Origin of the sequence: Kitasatospora sp. NPDC008050, from assembly GCF_042957465.1 — a bacterium.
In the GTDB taxonomy this organism is placed as follows: domain Bacteria; phylum Actinomycetota; class Actinomycetes; order Streptomycetales; family Streptomycetaceae; genus Kitasatospora.
The window spans coordinates 35,404-52,980 of sequence record NZ_JBIBIJ010000031.1 but is presented as its reverse complement, the minus strand read 5'-3'; the positions used below and the strand labels follow the sequence as shown (position 1 = coordinate 52,980).

The following is a 17,577-nucleotide window of genomic DNA, read 5'->3' as shown; positions in this document are numbered from 1 at the left end:
GCAGCACTCAATTCGGCGCCCCTATGCTGTCGTGCGCACGTCCCGGCTTCTCCATCCACACCACCCTGTAAGGAGATTCCCATGACCACTGCAACGCTTCCGGCCCGCGGCACCGAGATCGAGCTGGACGACCTCTTCGACCTGGACGTCCGTATCGAGGAGACCGACACCGACGCCGAGGCCGGCTTCACCAGCTTCGGCTGCAGCCTCTCGTGCCTCGGCGTCAGCCAGTGCGTCTGCTGACGACCGGTCAGGGCTGACCTGGCCCGGACCTGAGGGGTCGGCGGCCGGTGCCGCCGGCCCCTCGCCCGTTCCCCAGCACGCCCCGCCTGCCGACCGGAGGAACACCAGCGGTGACCACCCCCACCAGCCGGACCACGACGAACCAGACCGCAACGAACCCGACCACCACGAACCCGACCACCACGAACCAGAGCGCCACAGACCCGAGCGCCACAGACCCGAGCGCCACCACCCGGATCGGGACCACCGTCGAGCGGGTGGCCGACGCGCTCGCCGCCCCACGGGAGCCGCTGCCCCAGGGGCCGGACCACCGGGTGGCGCCGGCGGTCTCGCTGGAGGGCGCCGCCGGCGCGGCCCTGTTCCTCGCCGAACTCGCCCGGCACGACCCGGATCGGCTCCCCGCCGCCCACGCCCAGCTCACGGTGGCCGCGAAGGGCTTGACGGGCACCGGATCGGTCGGGCTGATCCACGGTCCCGCCGCGGTGCTGGCCGCCGTCCAGGCCGTCGCCCGGCTCGGCGGGCACTATCCACGGCTGCGCCACAACCTGACCGCGCACGTGGCGAGCACCCAACTGGCCCGGAGCCAGGCCCGATCCGAGGCTCCCGGGGTGGGCTGGTCGTCCTACGACCTGATCAACGGGACGGCCGGGACCGCCCGGCTGCTGCTCACGGCCGTGACGGAGGGCGACGAGCAGGAGCGGGCAGCGGCCGAGCCCGCCCTGCGCGCCGCCCTCGGCCAGCTCGTCGCCGTCTGCGCACCGGCCGAGGTGGACGGCCTGCTGCTGCCCGGCTGGTGGGTCCCGCAGGACCGGCAGCCGACCGAGGCGGACCGCAGGCTCTTCCCCCGTGGGGACTTCAACCTCGGTATGGCGCACGGCATGGCGGGACCGCTCGCGCTCTTCGCCCGCTGCACGGAACTGGGCGTCACGGTGGACGGCCAGCTGGAGGCCATGCACCGGGTCGGCGACTGGCTGGCCGACCGGGCCGACCACGACGCCTTCGGTCCCTACTGGGAGCCGCGGCTGCCCTTCGACGACGAGGTCGCCCGGGGACGCGGCGAACGCACCCCACCGTCCCACTTCGCCGCCGCGGCCTCCGGCGGTGCCTGGTGCTACGGGGCCGCGGGCATCGCCAACGCCCTGCTGCGGGCCGCCGAGTTCACCGGCGAGGACGCCTGGCGCCACCTCGCCCTGGACAGCGCGCACGCGCTGCTGAGCCGGCCGGACACCGGGGCCCACCTGAAGGGCCCCACCGTCTGCCACGGCCAGGCGGGCTTCCTGCAGAGCCTGTGGCGGCTCGGCCGGCTGGCCGGCGACCAGCTGCTGCTCGACCACGCCGCCACGCTCGCCGATCAGTTGGCCGGTCAGTGGGACGCGCAGACCCCGTTCGGCTACCAGCACCTGGCCCCCGCCACCCGGGACGGCGGCTGGGACCGGTCCCAGCCGATGGCCGGTCAGGACAACATCGGCGTGCTGGAGGGCGCGGCCGGGGTGGCCGCCGCGCTGCTGTCGGTGCTGCCCCGCCCCGGCCAGGACGGGACAGAGCTGGACGAGCCCTCCTGGGACCGCGTCCTGCTGCTGTCCTGACGCCCCGCCACGTCCCCGCCGCTCACCACATCGCCGCGCCCCACCACGTCCCCACGCTCACCACATCCGCGCCCCCACCGCGTCCCCCGACCGGCCCCATTCCCCGCCCGACCGTGCACTGCCCGGACCACCGAGGAGACCACCCCCATGAGCACGCCCCCGTCCGCCGCGCGGCTCCCACTGGACCTCCCGCGCGGGCAGCTGCTGCTGGTCGGCACCGGAGCCTTCGACGTGGCGAGGATGCCGACCTGGGTGATGTGGCTGCGGGTGAACTGCGGCTGGTCGGTGCGGGTCTGCCTGACCGCCGCCGCCGACACGCTGGTGTCCCGGCGGGCGATCGCCGCGGCCGCCCAGGCCCCGGTGAGCGGGCCCGCCTGGGACACCGAGCTGGGCCGGGTCCCGCACCAGGAGCTCGCCGAATGGGCGGACCTGGTCGTGGTGCTGCCCGCCACCACCAACTTCATCGGCAAGCTGGCCGCCGGCATCGCGGACGACCTCGCGCTGAGCGCGGTGCTGAACACCATGGCCCCCGTGGTGATCGGGCCGTCCATCCCCGCCACCGCGCTGCGCCGCCCGGCGGTCCGGCGCAACCTGCGCACCCTGAAGGAGGACGGCTACCTCCTGGTACCGCGCCAAACCGGCCTCTCCGTCCACGAGGGCCAGGACACCGACGGGTGGGGCAGCGACCTGGGCCCGGCCCTGGAGTACGCGGCGAAGGCCCTGGCCCGGCTGGGTGAGAGCGGCCCCGCCGCCCCATCCGGATGATCCCCCGACGACACCGGCGAATCAGCCGGGCGAACACCGGCCGGGGTGGCAGGGTTCAGGGGCCGGAGCCGCGACGGGCCCCGGCCGGTACCGGCGAAGTGGCGCCGTGACGAGGGCTGAAGGACAGAACCGATGGCAACAGGCAAGGTGAAGTGGTTCAACGCCGAGAAGGGCTTCGGCTTCATCGAGCAGGATGACGGCGGCCCGGACGTGTTCGTCCACTTCTCCGCCATCCAGAGCCAGGGCTTCCGGTCCCTGGAGGAGAACATGAAGGTCGAGTACGAGGTGGTGCAGGGTCCCAAGGGGCCCCAGGCCGAGCGCGTCGTGCCGGTGTAGCCGGCACGGGCTCTGCGGGCGGCCTGCCCGGCAGGCCGCCCTCAACCGGCTTTGCCGGTCAAGGCGGTGGCCGCGGGATCGCCGTCGGGGCCGGCTTCGCCCGCCCCTTCGGCGTTGAGCTCGGCCAGCATCGCCCTGGTGAAGCCGAAGCAGTAGGTGGCCAGGAATCCGGTCAGATAGCCGACGAACAGCCCGCCGGCGTAGACCAGGAGGGTCCGGCCCAGGCCGTGGTTACCCTTCAGCAACGGGAACAGGGCCCACCCCGAGGGGCCGATCGCCGTCGAACCGACCTCCGTGCCCAGCATGCTGCACAGGCCGATGAAGGCACCGCCGGCCGCACCGCCGAGGCAGGCGGTGACGAAGGGCCGGCCGAGCGGCAGCGAGACCCCGTAGATCAACGGCTCGCCGACGCCCAGCAGCCCGGTCGGCAGCGCGGATCTGATGGTGGCCCGGATCGACGCGTTGTGGCGCAGCCGCAGGTACACCGCGAGGGCGCAGCCGACCTGCCCGGCACCCGCCATGGCCAGGATCGGCAACAGCACGGTGTAGCCGTGCTGTTCGATGAGCGTGGTGTGGATCGGGATCAGCGCCTGGTGCAGGCCCAGCATCACCAGCGGCAGGAAGAGCCCGCCGAGCAGCAGCCCGGCGAACGCACCGCCCCGGACCATCAGCCAGGTGGCCGCCGTCCCGACCGCGGTGGCAACGTGTCCGGCCACGAACATCAGGCCGAACAACGTGACCAGGCCGGTGACCAGCAGCGTCAGTGTCGGCGTGACGAGGACGTCCAGCGCGGCGGGCACCCGGGCCCGGCAGCAGCGCTCCACCCAGCTCGCCAGCGCCGCCGCACCCAGCGCGCCCAGCACACCGCCCTGACCGGCGGTCAGCTGCTGGCCGAACGCCGAGACGTGGGAGACGCCGGGGAAGACGATCACCGCGGCCGCGGCACCGCCCAGCACCGGTGTGCCGCCGCACACCCGGGCCGTGTGGTAGCCGACGAACACCGCGATCAGCGCCAGGAAACCGCCGCTGATCGCGTTCAGCGCCGGGACCAGCGCGGGCAGCCAGTGCAGGGTGGTGAGCAGCCCGCCCACGCCCGCGATGACGCCCGCCCCGATCAGGGCCGGGATCAGCGGGACGAAGATGTCGGCGATCCGCCGCAGCAACTCCTTGGCCGGAGTGGCGTTGCGCTGCCGCGCGGCGCCGCGCAGCGCCGCCCCGCGCGCGGCCAGTTGCTCGGCCGTCGCCATGCGCTCGGTGTTCCCCGCCCGCTCGGTACGCCCCGGCCACTCGCTACTGCCCGGCCGCTCGGCACCCGCCGGTCCCGACGCCACCGTGCCGGGCCGCGCGAGCAGTTCCTCCAGCGCCCGGGCGACCCGGGCCACGCCGGGGCCGAGCACGATCTGGTACGTCTCGCCGTCGACCACGCCCAGCACGGCCGGCAGCGCGGTGAGCGCGACCTCGTCCACCGTGGCGCGGTCCAGCAGGCCCAGGCGCAGCCGGGTCATGCAGTGGGCGACGCCGGTGATGTTGCCGGCGCCGCCGAGCAGCGGTAGCAGGGCTGCGGCGACTGCCTGTTCCTGGTCGGCGGACATGGTGCTGGCCTCCGCTGCGGTGCCGGTGGGCGGGGGCGCGGGCCCCTCGTGCTCGGCACCCGGTCGCCCGGGGCGGCGCTGCCACCGCGCGCGCCCCGCGCCGACGGTACCGGCCCGGGCCCGCGGCGGACCGCCGCCACGAGCCGGGTGGGCACGGAACGCGTCGATCGGCGCAGCGCGGGCCGTCCGGACCCGCTCAGGCTTGCGCCCTGACCACCCTGACCACCCTGACCGCCCTGACCACCCAGTGGCCGACCGCCGGCGCTACGGCTTGCGGCCGAGGCCCGCGTAGGCCATCACCTGGTCGTCCGCCAGGGCCGGGCCGTCGTCCAGCTCCGGGTGCCAGCGGTTGATCAGCACCACGCCGGGATCGTCCAGCTCCAGCCCGTCGAAGAAGCGCGCCACGCCCGCCTGGGTGCGCAGGTAGTTCTCGATGCCCGCCTCCCGGTAGCGCCGGGAGGCGACCTCGGCCCGCTGCGGGATGGAGTCCGCGGTGCCGGCGGTCAGCGCGAGGAAGCTGCCGGCGGGCAGCGCCTGCAGCAGCTCCGCGACGAGCGGGAGGGCGACCTCGTCGGAGAGGAAGTGCACGATGTTGATCAGGGTCAGCGCCACCGGCTGGGTCAGGTCCAGGGTGGCACCGAGCAGCGCCGGGTCGGCGAGCAGCTTCTCGGGATCGCGCAGGTCGCAGTCGACGTAGGCGGTGCGGCCCTCGGGCGTGCTGCTGAGCAGGGCGCGCGCGTGGGCGAGCACGATCGGGTCGTTGTCCACGTAGACGACCCGGGCGGCCGGGTCGATGGACTGGGCGACCTCGTGCAGGTTGGGCGCGGTGGGGATGCCGGTGCCGATGTCCAGGAACTGCCGGACGCCGTGCACCGTGGCCAGCCGGTGGGTCATGCGGTGCATGACGGCGCGGGCCGCGCGGGTGGAGACGCGGGAGCCGGGCCACTCGGTGAGGATCGTGTCACCGGCGGCACGGTCGGCGGCGAAGTTGGTCTTGCCGCCCAGGAGGTAGTCGTAGACCCGGGCCGGGTGGGCCCGGTCGGTCTGCAGGTCAACCTCCGGTATCCGGTCCTCCTGAGCCTGCCTCATCCAGGAGACACCCTCGAAACTCTCCACCCGTCATCCCTCCGTGCTCGTTTGTCGAGGGCAACTGAACCACAGCAGGTGAGGGGACGTCAGCCCGGCTCCCTGAAGAACTCGGATGAACTTCCGCGCTCGCCGGGCCGTGGCGGCTCGGCCGGCGAGCTCATGATGCCCGCTCGGATTCTCCGATCCCCGGGCTGGGAATCGGGCAGCCCCGTAGGCTCGGCCCGTGGTGCGAGGGGATCGGGCGGAGCTCGTGGACGCGGTGGAACCGGCGGCGTGGGAGCAGGCCTGGACCGGCGGTCGGCGGTGCGTGCACCTGGGGAACGTGGCCGACTTCAACGCCCAGTTCCTCGATCCCGGCCTCTTCGCCAGCCCACTGCTGCCGGGATCGCCGTTGCCGGGATCGCCGTTGCCGGGATCGCTGCTGTCCGGGCTGCGGACGGCGAGTGGCGCGCTGCGGCGCTGGGCCGGATCGCCGAACGGGCGACAGGTGCTGCTCGACTGGCCGGGTCAGGGCCACCAGTACGCGGCGCTCACGCCGTTCTACAGCCCGCACCCGGCCGTCGTCGTACTCCCCCGGCACCTCGAACCGGCCTGGCTCGACGTGCTGACCCGGCAGTTGGAGTGGGATCCGGTCGAGGTGCACAGCGGGATCGCGGAACAGGCCTGGTTCTGGCCGGCCCTGACCGCCCGTCCGGCACTGCTCGGTCGGCTGCGCGAGCGCGGGCTGCCGCTCGTCCCGTGGGGCAGGTCGCCGGGCGAGGCACTGTCCGAGGGCCAGGGAGGCGCCGAAGTGTCCGCGCTGGTGAGGCGGTTCGAGTCCAAGCGGGCCGCACTCGAACTCTTCCGGGCGACCGCGGCCGACGCCCACCCCGAGGTGCCGGTGCGCCGGGCCCGCTGGCTGGACACCCCGCGCGCGCTCACCCGGGCCATCGGCCGGGCGGCGGCCCGCGGCGAGACCGTGGTCCTCAAGGCGGAGTACGGCGTCGCCGGGCTCGGCACCGCGGTGGTGACCCCCGGGCAGGTGGCAGCGGCCGGGGGCGCACGAGCGCTGCTCGACGCGCTGATGGCCCAGGACCCGCTGATCCGCGACCGCGGCGGCATGCTCCTGGAGCCCTACGTCACGGGCGCCGCCCGGCTGCGGGACCTGACCTTCGACGCCGTGGTGGCCCCGGACGGCCACGTCCACCCCGTCGGCGTGGCGGTGATGCACGTGGCCGGCACCGGCTACCAGGGCGCGACCGTGGGGCCCGGCCTGGTGCCGGCCGAACTCGCCGAGCGGGCCACCAGGTTCGGACTGGACGTCGGACGGAGGCTGGCCGGCCTCGGCTACCGGGGCTGGTACGACATCGACTTCGTCGCGGGCCCGGACGGCACGCTCGCCCCGATGGAGACCAATCTGCGGCTGACCGGCCCGGCCATCGCCTTCATGATCAAGGCCCGGCTGGACCACGTCCGCGGCCCCGGCCACGTCGTGCGGATCCTCGACGAGCTTCCGCTGGGCGCACGACTGGCCCAGGAGCACCTCTTCGACCACCTGGCGCGGCTCGCCCGCCGCTGCGAGCGCCACGGCGCCCTGCTGCTGCCGACGCTGCCCGATACCGCCTTCGACCCGGTCCCCTCGGTCGGGGTGGCCATCGCGGCGCGGTCACGCGCCGTGGTGGACACCGCCGAGGCCCTGGTCCGCGCCGCCAACGCGGACCTCGGCAGGCTCTTCACCGGCCTGAGTCACTGACCTGCCCGCCGGGAACCGATTCTGCCCCTGCGTCAACTCCGCCCCGGAGATCCCGGGCGGCCGGGCGGGCGCAGGAAGCAGAGCACCACCCAGGCCGCGATCATCAGGGTGACGTTGAAGCCGTACGTCAGGCCCACCTGGGCCGGGTAGTCGGAGGCCGAGGTCACCCGGTACAGGTTGTCCTGCGGCCACCAGGCTGCCAGCAGCCAGCTGATCGACAGCCACGCGGCCGTCGTCCGGCCGGGGCCCCGGCCGAACCGGGCCAGCCGTGGGCGGCCCAGCAGCAGGAAGGCCACGCCCAGGCCGAACGCCAGGTCCTCGATGAGGTGGAGCAGGTGGAAGAACGCGGCCCAGGGCTGGGCGATCCCGCTCGTGCTGGTGGAGCCGGGCCACATCACCCGGGCCAGCACGTAGGCGAGCACGGCGAAGACCAGGGTGAGCCTCACCCAGCCGCGCTGTCTCGGCGCCGCGGCCGCGACGGACCCGGCCGCGACGGACCCGGCCGCGGCGGAGCCGGCCACCGCGGAACCGGCGACCGCAGAGCCGGCCGCGACGGCGCGCCAGCCGGCCTTGCCCGCGGCGGACCGGCCCTTGAGCGCGGATGCCCGGGTCTTGCCGAGCGGCACTCCCGCCTTGCGCCCCGGGCCCGCGGCGTCGAGCGGCCGGGCGGTCGGCAGCGGCAGGCCCGCGCGGTCCACCTTGCCGGCCCGGGTGCGGGGCAGCGCCGGCAGCGGCACCACGACGTCCGGTCCACATCCGGCGGGCAGCCGCTCCACGGCATAGGCCCGCACCTGCCCGGCGTCGAACGGCGCGCCGGGTTCGACCGGCACCACGTACCCCACGCGGACCGACGGCCGCCGCGCCGCACCGACCGCCGTCGCCGCAGCCCGGGCCCCTTCGACCGGCACCGGCTCGATGTCGGCCGCCCAGCTCTCGGCCACCAGCGGGTGGGAGCGCAACACGCCGTCGAGTTCCGCCAGTTCGACCACCGCCTCGACCCCGCCGACCGCGTCGAGCCGGCCCAGGTACTCCACCAGGCCGTCCTCGCGCAGCCGCCCCGCGTCCCCGGTCCGGTAGCACAGCGGGCTGCCGGGGCGGGCGTCGACGGGGTGGAACCGCGCCGCGGTGAGCGCCGGCTCGCCGAGGTAGCCGCGGCCGACCACCGCACCGGACAGCTGGATCTCCCCCACCACCCCGGGCCCGAGCGGCCGGCCGGCCGCGTCGACCACCAGGGCCTCCGACCCCGGGTAGGGCCGGCCGATCAGCGACACCCGCTCGGGGTGCGTCACCGGCTCCACCAGGTCACCCGGCTCGAAGTGCAGGTTGTCGATGCCGGCCTCGGCCGTCCCGTAGCTGTTGACCACCCTGACCCGCCCACCCAGGTAACGCTGCACCTCCGCCTGCTGGTCCAGGTACCACTTCTCGGCCCCCACCAGGAGCAGCCGCACCCAGCCCAGCCGCAGCCCGGACCGGCTGATGTGCGCGTAGAGCCGCTGGAACGTCCGGGCGCTGATGCCGACGACGGTGATCTGCTGGGTCATCAGGAGCTGGTAGAGCGCGCCGAGATCGGGCGTGCTGTCCAGGGTGACATTGGGCTCGAACATGATCAGCGAGCCGCCGGAGCAGAGGGCGCGCAGCCAGTCGGCAGTGAAGACGTCGAACTCGAAGGTGGTGCTCTGCAGATGGCGATCGGCCGGAGTCAGGCCCAACTCCCGCTGCCAGCCGTGGAAGGCGCTCAGCAGGTTGCGGTGTTCCAGCAGCGCGCCCTTGGGCAGGCCGGTGGAGCCCGAGGTGAAGAAGACGCAGGCCAGGTCGGCGGGTTCGACGACGGCCTCGGGGGCGGCGGCACGCGGGGCGGGGAGCGGCGCCTCGGTCTCGCGGTCCAGGCAGCGCAGCGGGCGCTCGGTGGCGTCGGCCAGCCGCACCCGGTGGGCCTCCTCGGTCAGGACGACGAACGGCTCGGCCCTGGCCAGCACGTGGCGCAGCAGACGGTCCGGCGCGGTCGGCTCCACCGGGACATAGGCGCCACCGGCCTTGAGCACCCCGAGCATCGCGACCAGGAGCAGCGGCGAGCGCCCCAGCGACACCACCACCAAGCCGCCGCGCGGCAGGCCGAGTTGGCGCAGATCTGCGGCCAATCGGTCGGCCCGGCGGTCGAGTTCGCCGTAGCCGAGCTGTTCCGTGCCGCACCGCACCGCCACGGCGTGCGGCGCCCGGCGCGCCTGCTCCTCGAAGGCGGCGTGCACGGTGGCGGGGCGCGGCGCGTCCGGCCGTCTGTGCTCGGTACCGGTGTCCTCACGCGGTTCGTCCTGCGGCATCCGCCCTGCCCCCAGATCCCTTGGATCACAGACTGCTCGGTGACTTCAACACCCAGTGTAGGGAGGAGCGTTCACCCGGTACCTGGCCTCGGCGAAAGTGAGGTGCCTGGAGGCACGTGCCCGGTCCCGTGGACGGCGCGCGCCCTGCGGTGCGCCGCACCGGCGCCGCCCTGCGGTGTGCCGGCCGGCCCGGCGCTGAGGGCGTGGACCGGGTGGACGGGCCCGGCCCGGCGCGCCGGGTGGTGGCTCGCGGGCGCCGCCACGGTGGCCGGGCTGCTGGTCGCGGCGGTGCTGGTCGCGGCGGTGCCGGCGCTGCTCGCCCCGCCCCCGCGACCACGGGCGCGACCACGGGCGCGACCAGCGCACCACGGCCCGGATCGCCCCCGCCCGGCCCGCAGGCCCCGCGGACGGCCCTCCGGCAACGGGCGGCGGTCGCGGACGGCGGCCCCGCCCGCGACCGCCCCGCCCGCGACCGCCCCACTCGCGACCGCCCTGGCCGACAGCGAGCACGGACGCGCGGCCGGCGGTGGGCTCGCGGGCAGCGGCCGGACCGGCGAGCACCGGACCGGAGAGCACCGGACCGGCGAACGTCGGACCGGCGAACGTCGGACCGGCGAGCGCCGAGCGGGAGGCCGCGCACCCCGGCCGGGCCGCCGCCGAGTGCCGCGCGTCACCTTCGGGCCTGCCGACCCGACCCGGGTTCCCGCCGGCCTCGCGCGGCGCGGCACCCCGTCGGTCGGACCGTCAACGCCCAACAGGGCGGCGCCCAGGCCACGGTGACGATTCGGCGGCGAGACGGTGACGGCTCGATGACGGGCCAGGGCCGGGCCGTCACCCGAACAGCGCCCCGGCTACCGCGCCGGTGCGCCGCTGACAGGGCAGGCTGGCACGTATCATCTCTCCGGATCCCGCCCGCCCACCTGACGAGAAGGCACCGCTTTGGCAACCGACTACGACGCCCCGCGCACCAGCAGCGACGACTCGAACGATGACAGCATCGAGGAGCTGAAGGGCCGCCGCGACAACAAGTCCAGCGGCTCGGTCGACATCGACGAGACCGATGCCGCCGAGGGCATGGAACTTCCTGGCGCCGACCTGTCCGGTGAGGAACTCACCGTCCGGGTCATCCCGCTCCAGCAGGACGAGTTCACCTGCATGACCTGCTTCCTGGTCCACCACCGCACCCAGCTCGCCGGGGAGGACAAGCACGGTCACCCCATCTGCCGTGACTGCGCTTCCGGCTCCTGAGTCACGCCAGGGCTCGCCTGACAGGCCCTAGGGCCTGCCTGATGGATCTTGCCGGGGGGCGTCGGGAGTGCGGCGCCGATTTCAGCGGTCCTGCCCGTCGCCGTCGCTACCAGCGGCGGTGACGGGCGCCAGGGGCGGACCCCGGCCCCGTAACGCCGCCTCAGGACCACCGCCCGCGGCCCGCTCGCTCCGCCGGCGGCCCGCCACCGGTGTGATTCTCATCGCGACGGGCCCGCTTTGACCCGCCGTCAGCCGAAGGCCGGCACGCGAGCAGGTGCCCGCCCCGGGCCCGCCGGATCACCACCCCCTCGGGAGCAGCCGCCGGGCCGCCGTGCGGTCGATGCCCGGATCACCGACACATCCGCCCAGGACAGGCCCTGGCGCGGCAGACGCACCGCCAGGGTGTCGCCCGGCCGCCACAGTTCACGGGGCCTCAGGGGACCTGCTAGCGCCTGCTGTAGGGCTGGGTGATGATCTCCATGTTGTGGCCGTCCGGGTCCGCGAAGTACGCCCCGCGACCGCCGAAGAGCCAATTGATCCGGCCCGGCTCGCTGTGGCCGGGATCGGCGTAGTAGGTGACCCGCAGCGACTCCAGGCGGGCGATCATGGTGTCGAACTGCGACTCGGGCACCAGGAACGCGTAGTGCTGCGGCTGGATCGGCTCATCGCTCTTCTGGTAGAAGTCGAGCGTCACGCCGTTGCCCAGGTCCACGGGCAGGAACGGCCCGAACGGGGCACCGACCGCCAGACCGAGGACGATGGCGAGGAACTCGGCCGACAGCTGCCGGTCCTTGGCGAGGACGACGGTGTGGTTGAGCTGGACGGTGTCGGTGGCTGGAGACAGTTGCTGCGAGTGCTGGTCCTGTGACATCTGTGGTCCCTCTCCGGATCGTGGTTCCACTGGAACGGAGCGCCGCGCGCGGGGCGCCGGGCAGGAATCGCGGAGAGGGTACGGCGGGGCTCTGGCCCGCCCCGGGCTCACGCCGAGGCCGGGCGCCTCACTCGTGCGTGGCCCATGGCCGACCCGGCAGCCACCGACCGACCCTAGCCACCGCCGGCTCGGCGGGGCAACCGCGATTCACCCGGCGAGGCGCACGGGGCGTGCGAGGCGGCGAGGCGGCGGGGCCTGCGAGGCGGCGGCGAGAAATTCCTGCGAAAGTCCTCGCGGAGGACGTCAAGAACCCGGCGGCGGCTCCGACCAAGCGGTAGAAGGCCCCGGACGGGGCTCGCGAACCACGAGGAGTACGAGATGAAGTTCCTGATCAGCCTGCATATCAATCCCGCCGTGCTGGCCGCGCTGACCGATGAGGAGCAGGCCGCGCTCGGCGCCGGCCACGGCAGGTTCATCGAGGCGCTGAAGGAGTCCGGCGAGCTGATCACCACCCAGGCGCTGGTCGACCCGTCGCAGGCCGCCGTGGTGACCGTGCGCAACGGCCAGCCGGTGGTGACCGACGGCCCCTTCCTGGAGGCCAAGGAGTATCTGGGCGGCTTCTACCTGATCGACTGCGAGAACAAGGAGCGGGCGATCGAGCTGGCGACGCAGATCCCGGACACCGCGATCGAGGGGCTGGGGGTCGAGGTGCGACAGGTGATGTTCAGCGACGGAAGCCTGGAGGCATGACGGCTTCGGGCTTCGAGGACCTGCTGCGTGAGCTCACGCCGCAGGTCCTCGGCACGCTGGTACGCCGGCACGGCCAGTTCGAGGGGTGCGAGGACGCCGTGCAGGAGGCCGTGCTCGCCGCGGCCCTCCAGTGGCCGGCCGAGGGGGTGCCCGACAATCCGCGTGGCTGGCTGCTGACCGTCGCCTCCCGGCGGCTGATCGACCAGCTGCGCAGCGACCACGCCCGCCGCGAGCGGGAGTCGGCGACCGCTGCCGAGGTGCTGCCCGAGGACGTACCGGACACCGACGACACCCTCGTCCTGTTGTTCCTGTGCTGCCACCCGACGCTGACCGCGGCCTCCCAGACCGCCCTGACGCTGCGGGCGGTCGGCGGCCTGACCACGGCCGAGATCGCCCGCGCCTTCCTGGTGCCGGAGGGCACCATGGCGGCCAGGATCAGCCGGGCCAAGCAGCGGATCAAGGCCGCCGGCAGCTCCTTCGGCCTGCCGGAGGGCGCGGAGCGGGAGGAGCGGCTGCGGGTCGTGCTGCACGTGCTCTACCTGATCTTCAACGAGGGCTACACCGCCTCCTCGGGCAGTTCGCTGCACCGCGCCGACCTCGCGCGCGAGGCGATCCGGCTGGCCCGGACGGTGCACGCGCAGCTGCCCGAGGACGACGAGGTGACCGGACTGCTCGCGCTGATGCTGCTCACCCACGCCCGCCGGGCGGCACGCACCACGGCGACCGGTGACCTGGTGCCGCTGGACGAGCAGGACCGGACGCGGTGGGACCGCGCACTGATCGAGGAGGGCACCGAGCTGGCCGGCGCCGCGCTGGCCGGACCTTCGCTCGGGCCCTACCAGCTGCAGGCCGCCATCGCCGCCACGCACGCCGACGCGGCCACCGCCGGGGAGACCGACTGGCCGCAGGTGCACGCCCTCTACCTGATCCTGGAACGGATCGCGCCCAACCCGATGGTCACCCTCAACCGGGCGGTCGCACTCGCCGAGACCCAGGGCCCGCCGGCCGGGCTGGCCCTGCTCGCCACCCTGGACGGTGACCAGCGGATGGCCGGGCACCACCGGCTGCTGTCCGTCCGGGCACATCTGCTGGAGAAGACCGGCGACCGGGCCGGGGCGTACGAGCACTACCGGCGCGCCGCGAAATCCACCGCCAGCATCGCCGAACAGCGCTACCTGGAGTCCCGGGCCGCCCGGCTGCGACCGTGACCAGCGGCGGACACGAGGACGCCGTGGGCGGACCGTACTCGAAGTCGGGGAGCTGGGTGCGATCTGGCAGGCGGATAACGGGCCGTCACCGCCCCGGCGCACCACGGCCCGCCGATCGTGCGCGGAACCGTCAGGACCGCGTCAGCACGCGGTCAGCGGGCCGCGGCACAGTGGACGTGTGCCCAGGGAGCGGCGAAAGCCGGCCGAGGGGCACGAGGAGAGGTGCCCGGAGCGGCTTATCGGGGACCTGGGCCGCAAGGTCCGGTCGGGTGCATGCCCACACAGGTTCGAATCCTGTCTTCTCCGCAGCGCAACACCCCCCTCCGCCGGGTCGGCCCTAGCCCAGGGCGGCGCCCGGGTAGCCGATCCCGGCGATGTCCGCGGCCAGGTCCGCGAGGGTTGCCAAGACCGGGAAGGTGGCCAAGCTCAACCGGCTCAACCCCGGCCCGTTCGTCGAACTCCACTCCGAGGACGCCGGTGCGCTCGGCATCGCCGAGGGGGACGAGGTGGAGGTGGCCTCCCGGCGCGGGCGGGCGGTGCTGCCCGCTGTGGTCACCGAGCGGGTCAGACCGGGGAACTGCTTCGCGCCGTTCCACTGGAACGACCTGTTCGGCGCGTACAGAAGCGTCAACGCGGTGACCAACGACGCCGTGGATCCGATCTCCTTCCAGCCGGAGTTCAAGGCCTGCGCGGTGGTGCTCAGCCGGGTCGGCGCGCGGGCGGTGCGGGTGGACGGCCTGCCGGCGGGCCCCTACTCGCGCACGGCGGCGGCGCCGGAGCAGGCGGGGCCCGGCCCTGACACCGGCCCTGACATCGGCCCTGACATCGGTGCGGCGGCGTCGCGGGCCCGCCAGGTCGTGGTCCTGTGGGCCTCCCAGACCGGCAACGCCGAGGAGTTCACCACCACCGTCGGCGGGCGCCTCACCGCGGCCGGGCACCCCACCACCGTCCGCGACATGGCGGACTGCGCGCCGCACACCCTGCCGTCCGGCGCCGACCTGCTGGTGATCAGCAGCACCTTCGGCGACGGCGACGCGCCCGACAACGGCACCGGCTTCTGGCAGGCCCTCAGCGCCGCCGACGCCGCCCGCTTCGCCGACCTGCGCTACGCGGTGCTCGCCTTCGGCGACTCCAGCCATGCGGCCGACCGGGCGCTGCGCGAAATCGCCTGTACGCACGGCGGGTTGAGCGAGGAGGAGGCCGCTGCCCACCTGAAGCAGCTGGCCGCCGAGCGGCGCTACAGCCGGGACGTCTGCTGAGGTCTCCCGGGCGCTATTCCCCGGGTGTGGCGAAGTAGCTGCTCGGGGCGACCCCCAGCGCCCGGCGGAACATGGCCGTGAACGCGCTCGGCGTCGCATAACCGAGCCGGGCGGCCACCGTGGTCACCGGGACCCCGCCGGCCAGCAGCGTCACGGCGTGCAGCAGGCGGGACTGCTGCACCCAGTGCGAGAGCGTCATCCCGGTCGCGGTGCCGAACCTGCGTTGCAGGGTGCGCGGGCTCAGGTGCGCGTGCGCGGCGGCCGTCGTGGTCGTCCAGGACCGGCCCGGCTCGGCGTGGATCGCGGCGCAGAGCCCGGCCAGCTGCTGGTCCCCGGCGGCGGACGGCAGGTGCAGGGCCGGCACCGGGCGCGGCTCCAGTTCGCGCAGCAGCAGGTCCATGACCGCACCGTCGCGCCCGCCGACCTCGTACTCGACGGGGATCCGGGTGGCCGCCTCGATGAGTTCGCGCAGCAGTGGGGAGACGGCCACCACGGTCGGGACCGCCGGCAGGCGCGGCGCCGCCGCGGGGCGGATGTAGAGAGTGCGCATCCGGACCGCGCCGATGCAGCTCATCGCGTGGGTGACGCCGGCCGGCACCCAGACCCCGCGGGTGGCGGGCACCACCCAGGTGCCGTGGGCCGTGTCGACGGTGATCGCCCCGGTGGTGCCGTAGATCAGCTGGGAGCGGCGGTGGTGGTGATCGGGGATGTGGTGCCGGTCGGGCAGGTCGCGGGCCATCGCCGCCAGCGGCCTCGGTACCCGCTGGTAGTCGTCCCGGTTCTCGCTCTTCTCGAACAACGCTCCCCGTCCCTCCGATGGATTGGCGCACTCTCGACAGTGGACGTCACAACCGCGAAAGCATGCCACAGCGCGCGCTCCCTAGCGTGGGACCACGTGACAACACCCTCCTCCGACCATCGCACCCACACCCGCACCACGCTGTTGGCCGCCGCCGGCGCGGTCACCGCCGCCAACGTCTACCTCAACCAGCCGCTGCTGACCGCCGCCGCCCACGACCTCCACCGCGCCCCCGCGCTGCTGGGCGCCGTGCCGACGGCCACCCAGCTCGGTTACGCGCTCGGCATCGCCCTGCTGGTCCCGGCCGGGGACAGCCAGGACCGGCGCCGGCTGATCCTGCTGCTCGGCGCGGCCGCCACCCTCGCGCTCGCCGCCTGCGCGCTGGCCCCGGGCGTGCCGTGGCTGGTCGCGGCGAGCCTGGCGCTCGGCCTGTGCTCCCCCGTCCCCCAGCTGGTGGCGCCGCTGGCCGTCGCGCTGGCGGGCGGGCAGCGGCCCGGCCGGGTGGTGGGCACGATCCAGGGCGGCCTGCTGGTGGGGGTGCTGGGCGCCCGCGCGTACTCCGGTGCGCTGGCGCAGCTGTGCGGCTGGCGCGCCGTCTACGGGTGCTCGGCGGGCCTCACCCTGCTGCTGACCGTCCTCCTGTGGCGCGCCCTCCCCGCCGCCGTGCCCACCGGCAGCACCTCCTACCGGGCCGCGGTCGCCTCGCTGCCGCGCCTGTTCACCGGGCATGCCCTGGTCCGCCGCGTGACACTCTCCGGGGGCCTGGTCGGGGTCTCCTTCGGAGCGTTCTGGACCGCGCTGACCTTCCTGCTCGCCCAGCACTACCGCTACGACTCCACCGGGATCGGCCTGTTCGGCCTGGTGGCCGCCGCCAGCGCCCTCGCCTCCCCACCCATCGGCCGCCTCGCCGACCGCCTCGGCCAACGCGGCGCGCTCACCGCCCTGATCACCGTCGTGCTCGCCGGCTGGGCACTGCTGCTGCCGGGCGCCGGCTCGCTCGGCTGGCTGCTGGCGGGGGTGGTGGTGCTCGACGTCGGGACGTGGGGCAACCAAGTCGTCTGCCAGAGCGCGCTGTTCGCCCACTTCCCGGCCGACCTGCACAGCCGGCTGAACACCTGCTACTTCACCCTGCGCTTCCTCGGCATCGCCCTCGGCTCGCTGGCGGGGTCGCTCGCTTGGCAACACGGCGGCTGGCCGGTGGTGACGGCCCTGGGTGCGGCTGCGGCGGGGGCAGCGCTCGCCGTCGCGGCGGGGCCGGCGGGCGACGTGCGAAGGCCCCGCCGGTGGCGACCGGCGGGGCCCTCAGGAGCCGCTGTGACTATGAGAAGACGACCGACCGGAGCTTGAGTCGGTCGCCGAGCTTCTTACCCGGGTCCATCACGTAGAACGTGTCGCCCTGACAGCCGAAGTCCAGGAAGACCGTGGCGGTGGACCGGGTGTCGTTTTCCGGGGCGAAGGCCGGGTCGAACTCGGTGGCCCCGGGCAGGTTGATGCACTTGCCGCTCTCGGGATCGGCCAGCCCGGTGGGAACGCCCGGCCCGAACTTGTAGCGGAAGTTCCCGGTGGCGGCGTTGGCCGAGCTGGGGACGGCGACGAGGAGCGCGAGGGCGCCGAGTGCGGCGACGGTGGTTTGACGGAATCGCATCAGGGAGTTCCTTGTTCGCATGGGTTTCACGCCCGGGATGATCAGAGCGCAGCGCACGAACGATGCCCTGATCCACTCATGATTAGGCGTCATGTCCCCCATGTGGTTCTGTCGATGGCTCCACTGGAACTGGCGA

Annotated in this window: 15 protein-coding genes and 2 pseudogenes; 11 read left to right on the top strand and 6 right to left on the bottom strand. The window is 74.3% G+C overall.

The window, feature by feature from the left end; translation table 11 throughout:
* Positions 1-81 precede the first annotated feature (81 nt).
* From ACFZB9_RS35575 to ACFZB9_RS35560, 4 genes are all read left to right on the top strand, one after another.
* On the top strand, positions 82-243 hold the full coding sequence (locus ACFZB9_RS35575) for an FDLD family class I lanthipeptide (protein ID WP_391454131.1): 162 nt from the start codon (positions 82-84) through the stop codon (positions 241-243).
* A 110-nt stretch (positions 244-353) separates the two neighbouring features.
* Positions 354-1,829: a lanthionine synthetase C family protein gene (locus ACFZB9_RS35570; RefSeq protein ID WP_391454129.1), complete on the top strand. Its 1,476-nt coding sequence runs from the start codon at positions 354-356 to the stop codon at positions 1,827-1,829.
* Positions 1,830-1,976: 147 nt separating this feature from the next.
* Positions 1,977-2,594 carry a flavoprotein gene (locus ACFZB9_RS35565; protein ID WP_391454127.1) on the top strand — a complete coding sequence of 206 codons (618 nt, stop codon included), beginning with the start codon at positions 1,977-1,979 and terminating at the stop codon, positions 2,592-2,594.
* A gap of 132 nt (positions 2,595-2,726) precedes the next feature.
* Entirely contained in the window at positions 2,727-2,930 is a 204-nt protein-coding gene (locus ACFZB9_RS35560; RefSeq protein ID WP_391454126.1) for a cold-shock protein, read from the top strand.
* Between the two features lie 41 nt (positions 2,931-2,971).
* Here ACFZB9_RS35560 and ACFZB9_RS35555 read toward each other — a convergent pair whose 3' ends face one another.
* Together ACFZB9_RS35555 and ACFZB9_RS35550 are read right to left on the bottom strand one after the other, a co-directional pair.
* Positions 2,972-4,522, bottom strand: a complete 1,551-nt coding sequence (locus ACFZB9_RS35555) for a PTS transporter subunit EIIC (RefSeq protein WP_391454125.1) — start codon at positions 4,520-4,522, stop codon at positions 2,972-2,974.
* 264 nt (positions 4,523-4,786) lie between these two features.
* Positions 4,787-5,611, bottom strand: a complete 825-nt coding sequence (locus tag ACFZB9_RS35550) for an SAM-dependent methyltransferase (RefSeq protein ID WP_391454123.1) — start codon at positions 5,609-5,611, stop codon at positions 4,787-4,789.
* Positions 5,612-5,834: 223 nt separating this feature from the next.
* Here ACFZB9_RS35550 and ACFZB9_RS35545 point away from each other — a divergent pair, with 223 nt between their 5' ends.
* Positions 5,835-7,343, top strand: a complete 1,509-nt coding sequence (locus tag ACFZB9_RS35545) for a hypothetical protein (RefSeq protein ID WP_391454122.1) — start codon at positions 5,835-5,837, stop codon at positions 7,341-7,343.
* Positions 7,344-7,375: 32 nt separating this feature from the next.
* Here the strand turns inward: ACFZB9_RS35545 and ACFZB9_RS35540 are convergent, their stop codons facing one another.
* A complete protein-coding gene (locus ACFZB9_RS35540; RefSeq protein WP_391454120.1) occupies positions 7,376-9,661 on the bottom strand; it encodes an AMP-binding protein in 2,286 nt (761 codons plus the stop codon).
* A gap of 939 nt (positions 9,662-10,600) precedes the next feature.
* On the opposite strand from ACFZB9_RS35540, the gene ACFZB9_RS35535 reads away from it, so the two are divergent.
* Positions 10,601-10,909 carry a DUF4193 domain-containing protein gene (locus ACFZB9_RS35535; RefSeq protein WP_391454118.1) on the top strand — a complete coding sequence of 103 codons (309 nt, stop codon included), beginning with the start codon at positions 10,601-10,603 and terminating at the stop codon, positions 10,907-10,909.
* A gap of 445 nt (positions 10,910-11,354) precedes the next feature.
* Here the strand turns inward: ACFZB9_RS35535 and ACFZB9_RS35530 are convergent, their stop codons facing one another.
* Entirely contained in the window at positions 11,355-11,780 is a 426-nt protein-coding gene (locus ACFZB9_RS35530; protein WP_391454116.1) for a VOC family protein, read from the bottom strand.
* 378 nt (positions 11,781-12,158) lie between these two features.
* Here ACFZB9_RS35530 and ACFZB9_RS35525 point away from each other — a divergent pair, with 378 nt between their 5' ends.
* The 4 genes and pseudogenes from ACFZB9_RS35525 to ACFZB9_RS35510 form a co-directional block, all read left to right on the top strand.
* A complete protein-coding gene (locus ACFZB9_RS35525; RefSeq protein ID WP_391454114.1) occupies positions 12,159-12,530 on the top strand; it encodes a YciI family protein in 372 nt (123 codons plus the stop codon).
* Positions 12,527-13,738, top strand: a complete 1,212-nt coding sequence (locus ACFZB9_RS35520) for an RNA polymerase sigma factor (RefSeq protein WP_391454112.1) — start codon at positions 12,527-12,529, stop codon at positions 13,736-13,738. Before ACFZB9_RS35525 ends, ACFZB9_RS35520 begins: the two co-directional genes overlap by 4 nt.
* Before the next feature lie 216 nt (positions 13,739-13,954).
* Positions 13,955-14,044: pseudogene (locus ACFZB9_RS35515) on the top strand.
* Between the two features lie 92 nt (positions 14,045-14,136).
* Positions 14,137-14,877, top strand: a pseudogene (locus tag ACFZB9_RS35510) (molybdopterin dinucleotide binding domain-containing protein); the annotation flags it as partial.
* A gap of 133 nt (positions 14,878-15,010) precedes the next feature.
* On the opposite strand, the gene ACFZB9_RS35505 reads toward ACFZB9_RS35510, so the two are convergent.
* Positions 15,011-15,796: an AraC family transcriptional regulator gene (locus tag ACFZB9_RS35505; protein WP_391454110.1), complete on the bottom strand. Its 786-nt coding sequence runs from the start codon at positions 15,794-15,796 to the stop codon at positions 15,011-15,013.
* Positions 15,797-15,892: 96 nt separating this feature from the next.
* Here ACFZB9_RS35505 and ACFZB9_RS35500 point away from each other — a divergent pair, with 96 nt between their 5' ends.
* Positions 15,893-17,143, top strand: coding sequence for an MFS transporter (locus ACFZB9_RS35500; protein WP_391454109.1), 1,251 nt, complete (start codon positions 15,893-15,895; stop codon positions 17,141-17,143).
* Here ACFZB9_RS35500 and ACFZB9_RS35495 read toward each other — a convergent pair.
* Positions 17,115-17,441, bottom strand: a complete 327-nt coding sequence (locus ACFZB9_RS35495) for a hypothetical protein (protein WP_391454107.1) — start codon at positions 17,439-17,441, stop codon at positions 17,115-17,117. The two genes, ACFZB9_RS35500 and ACFZB9_RS35495, sit on opposite strands and share 29 nt — an antisense overlap.
* Between the last annotated feature and the right edge of the window lie 136 nt (positions 17,442-17,577).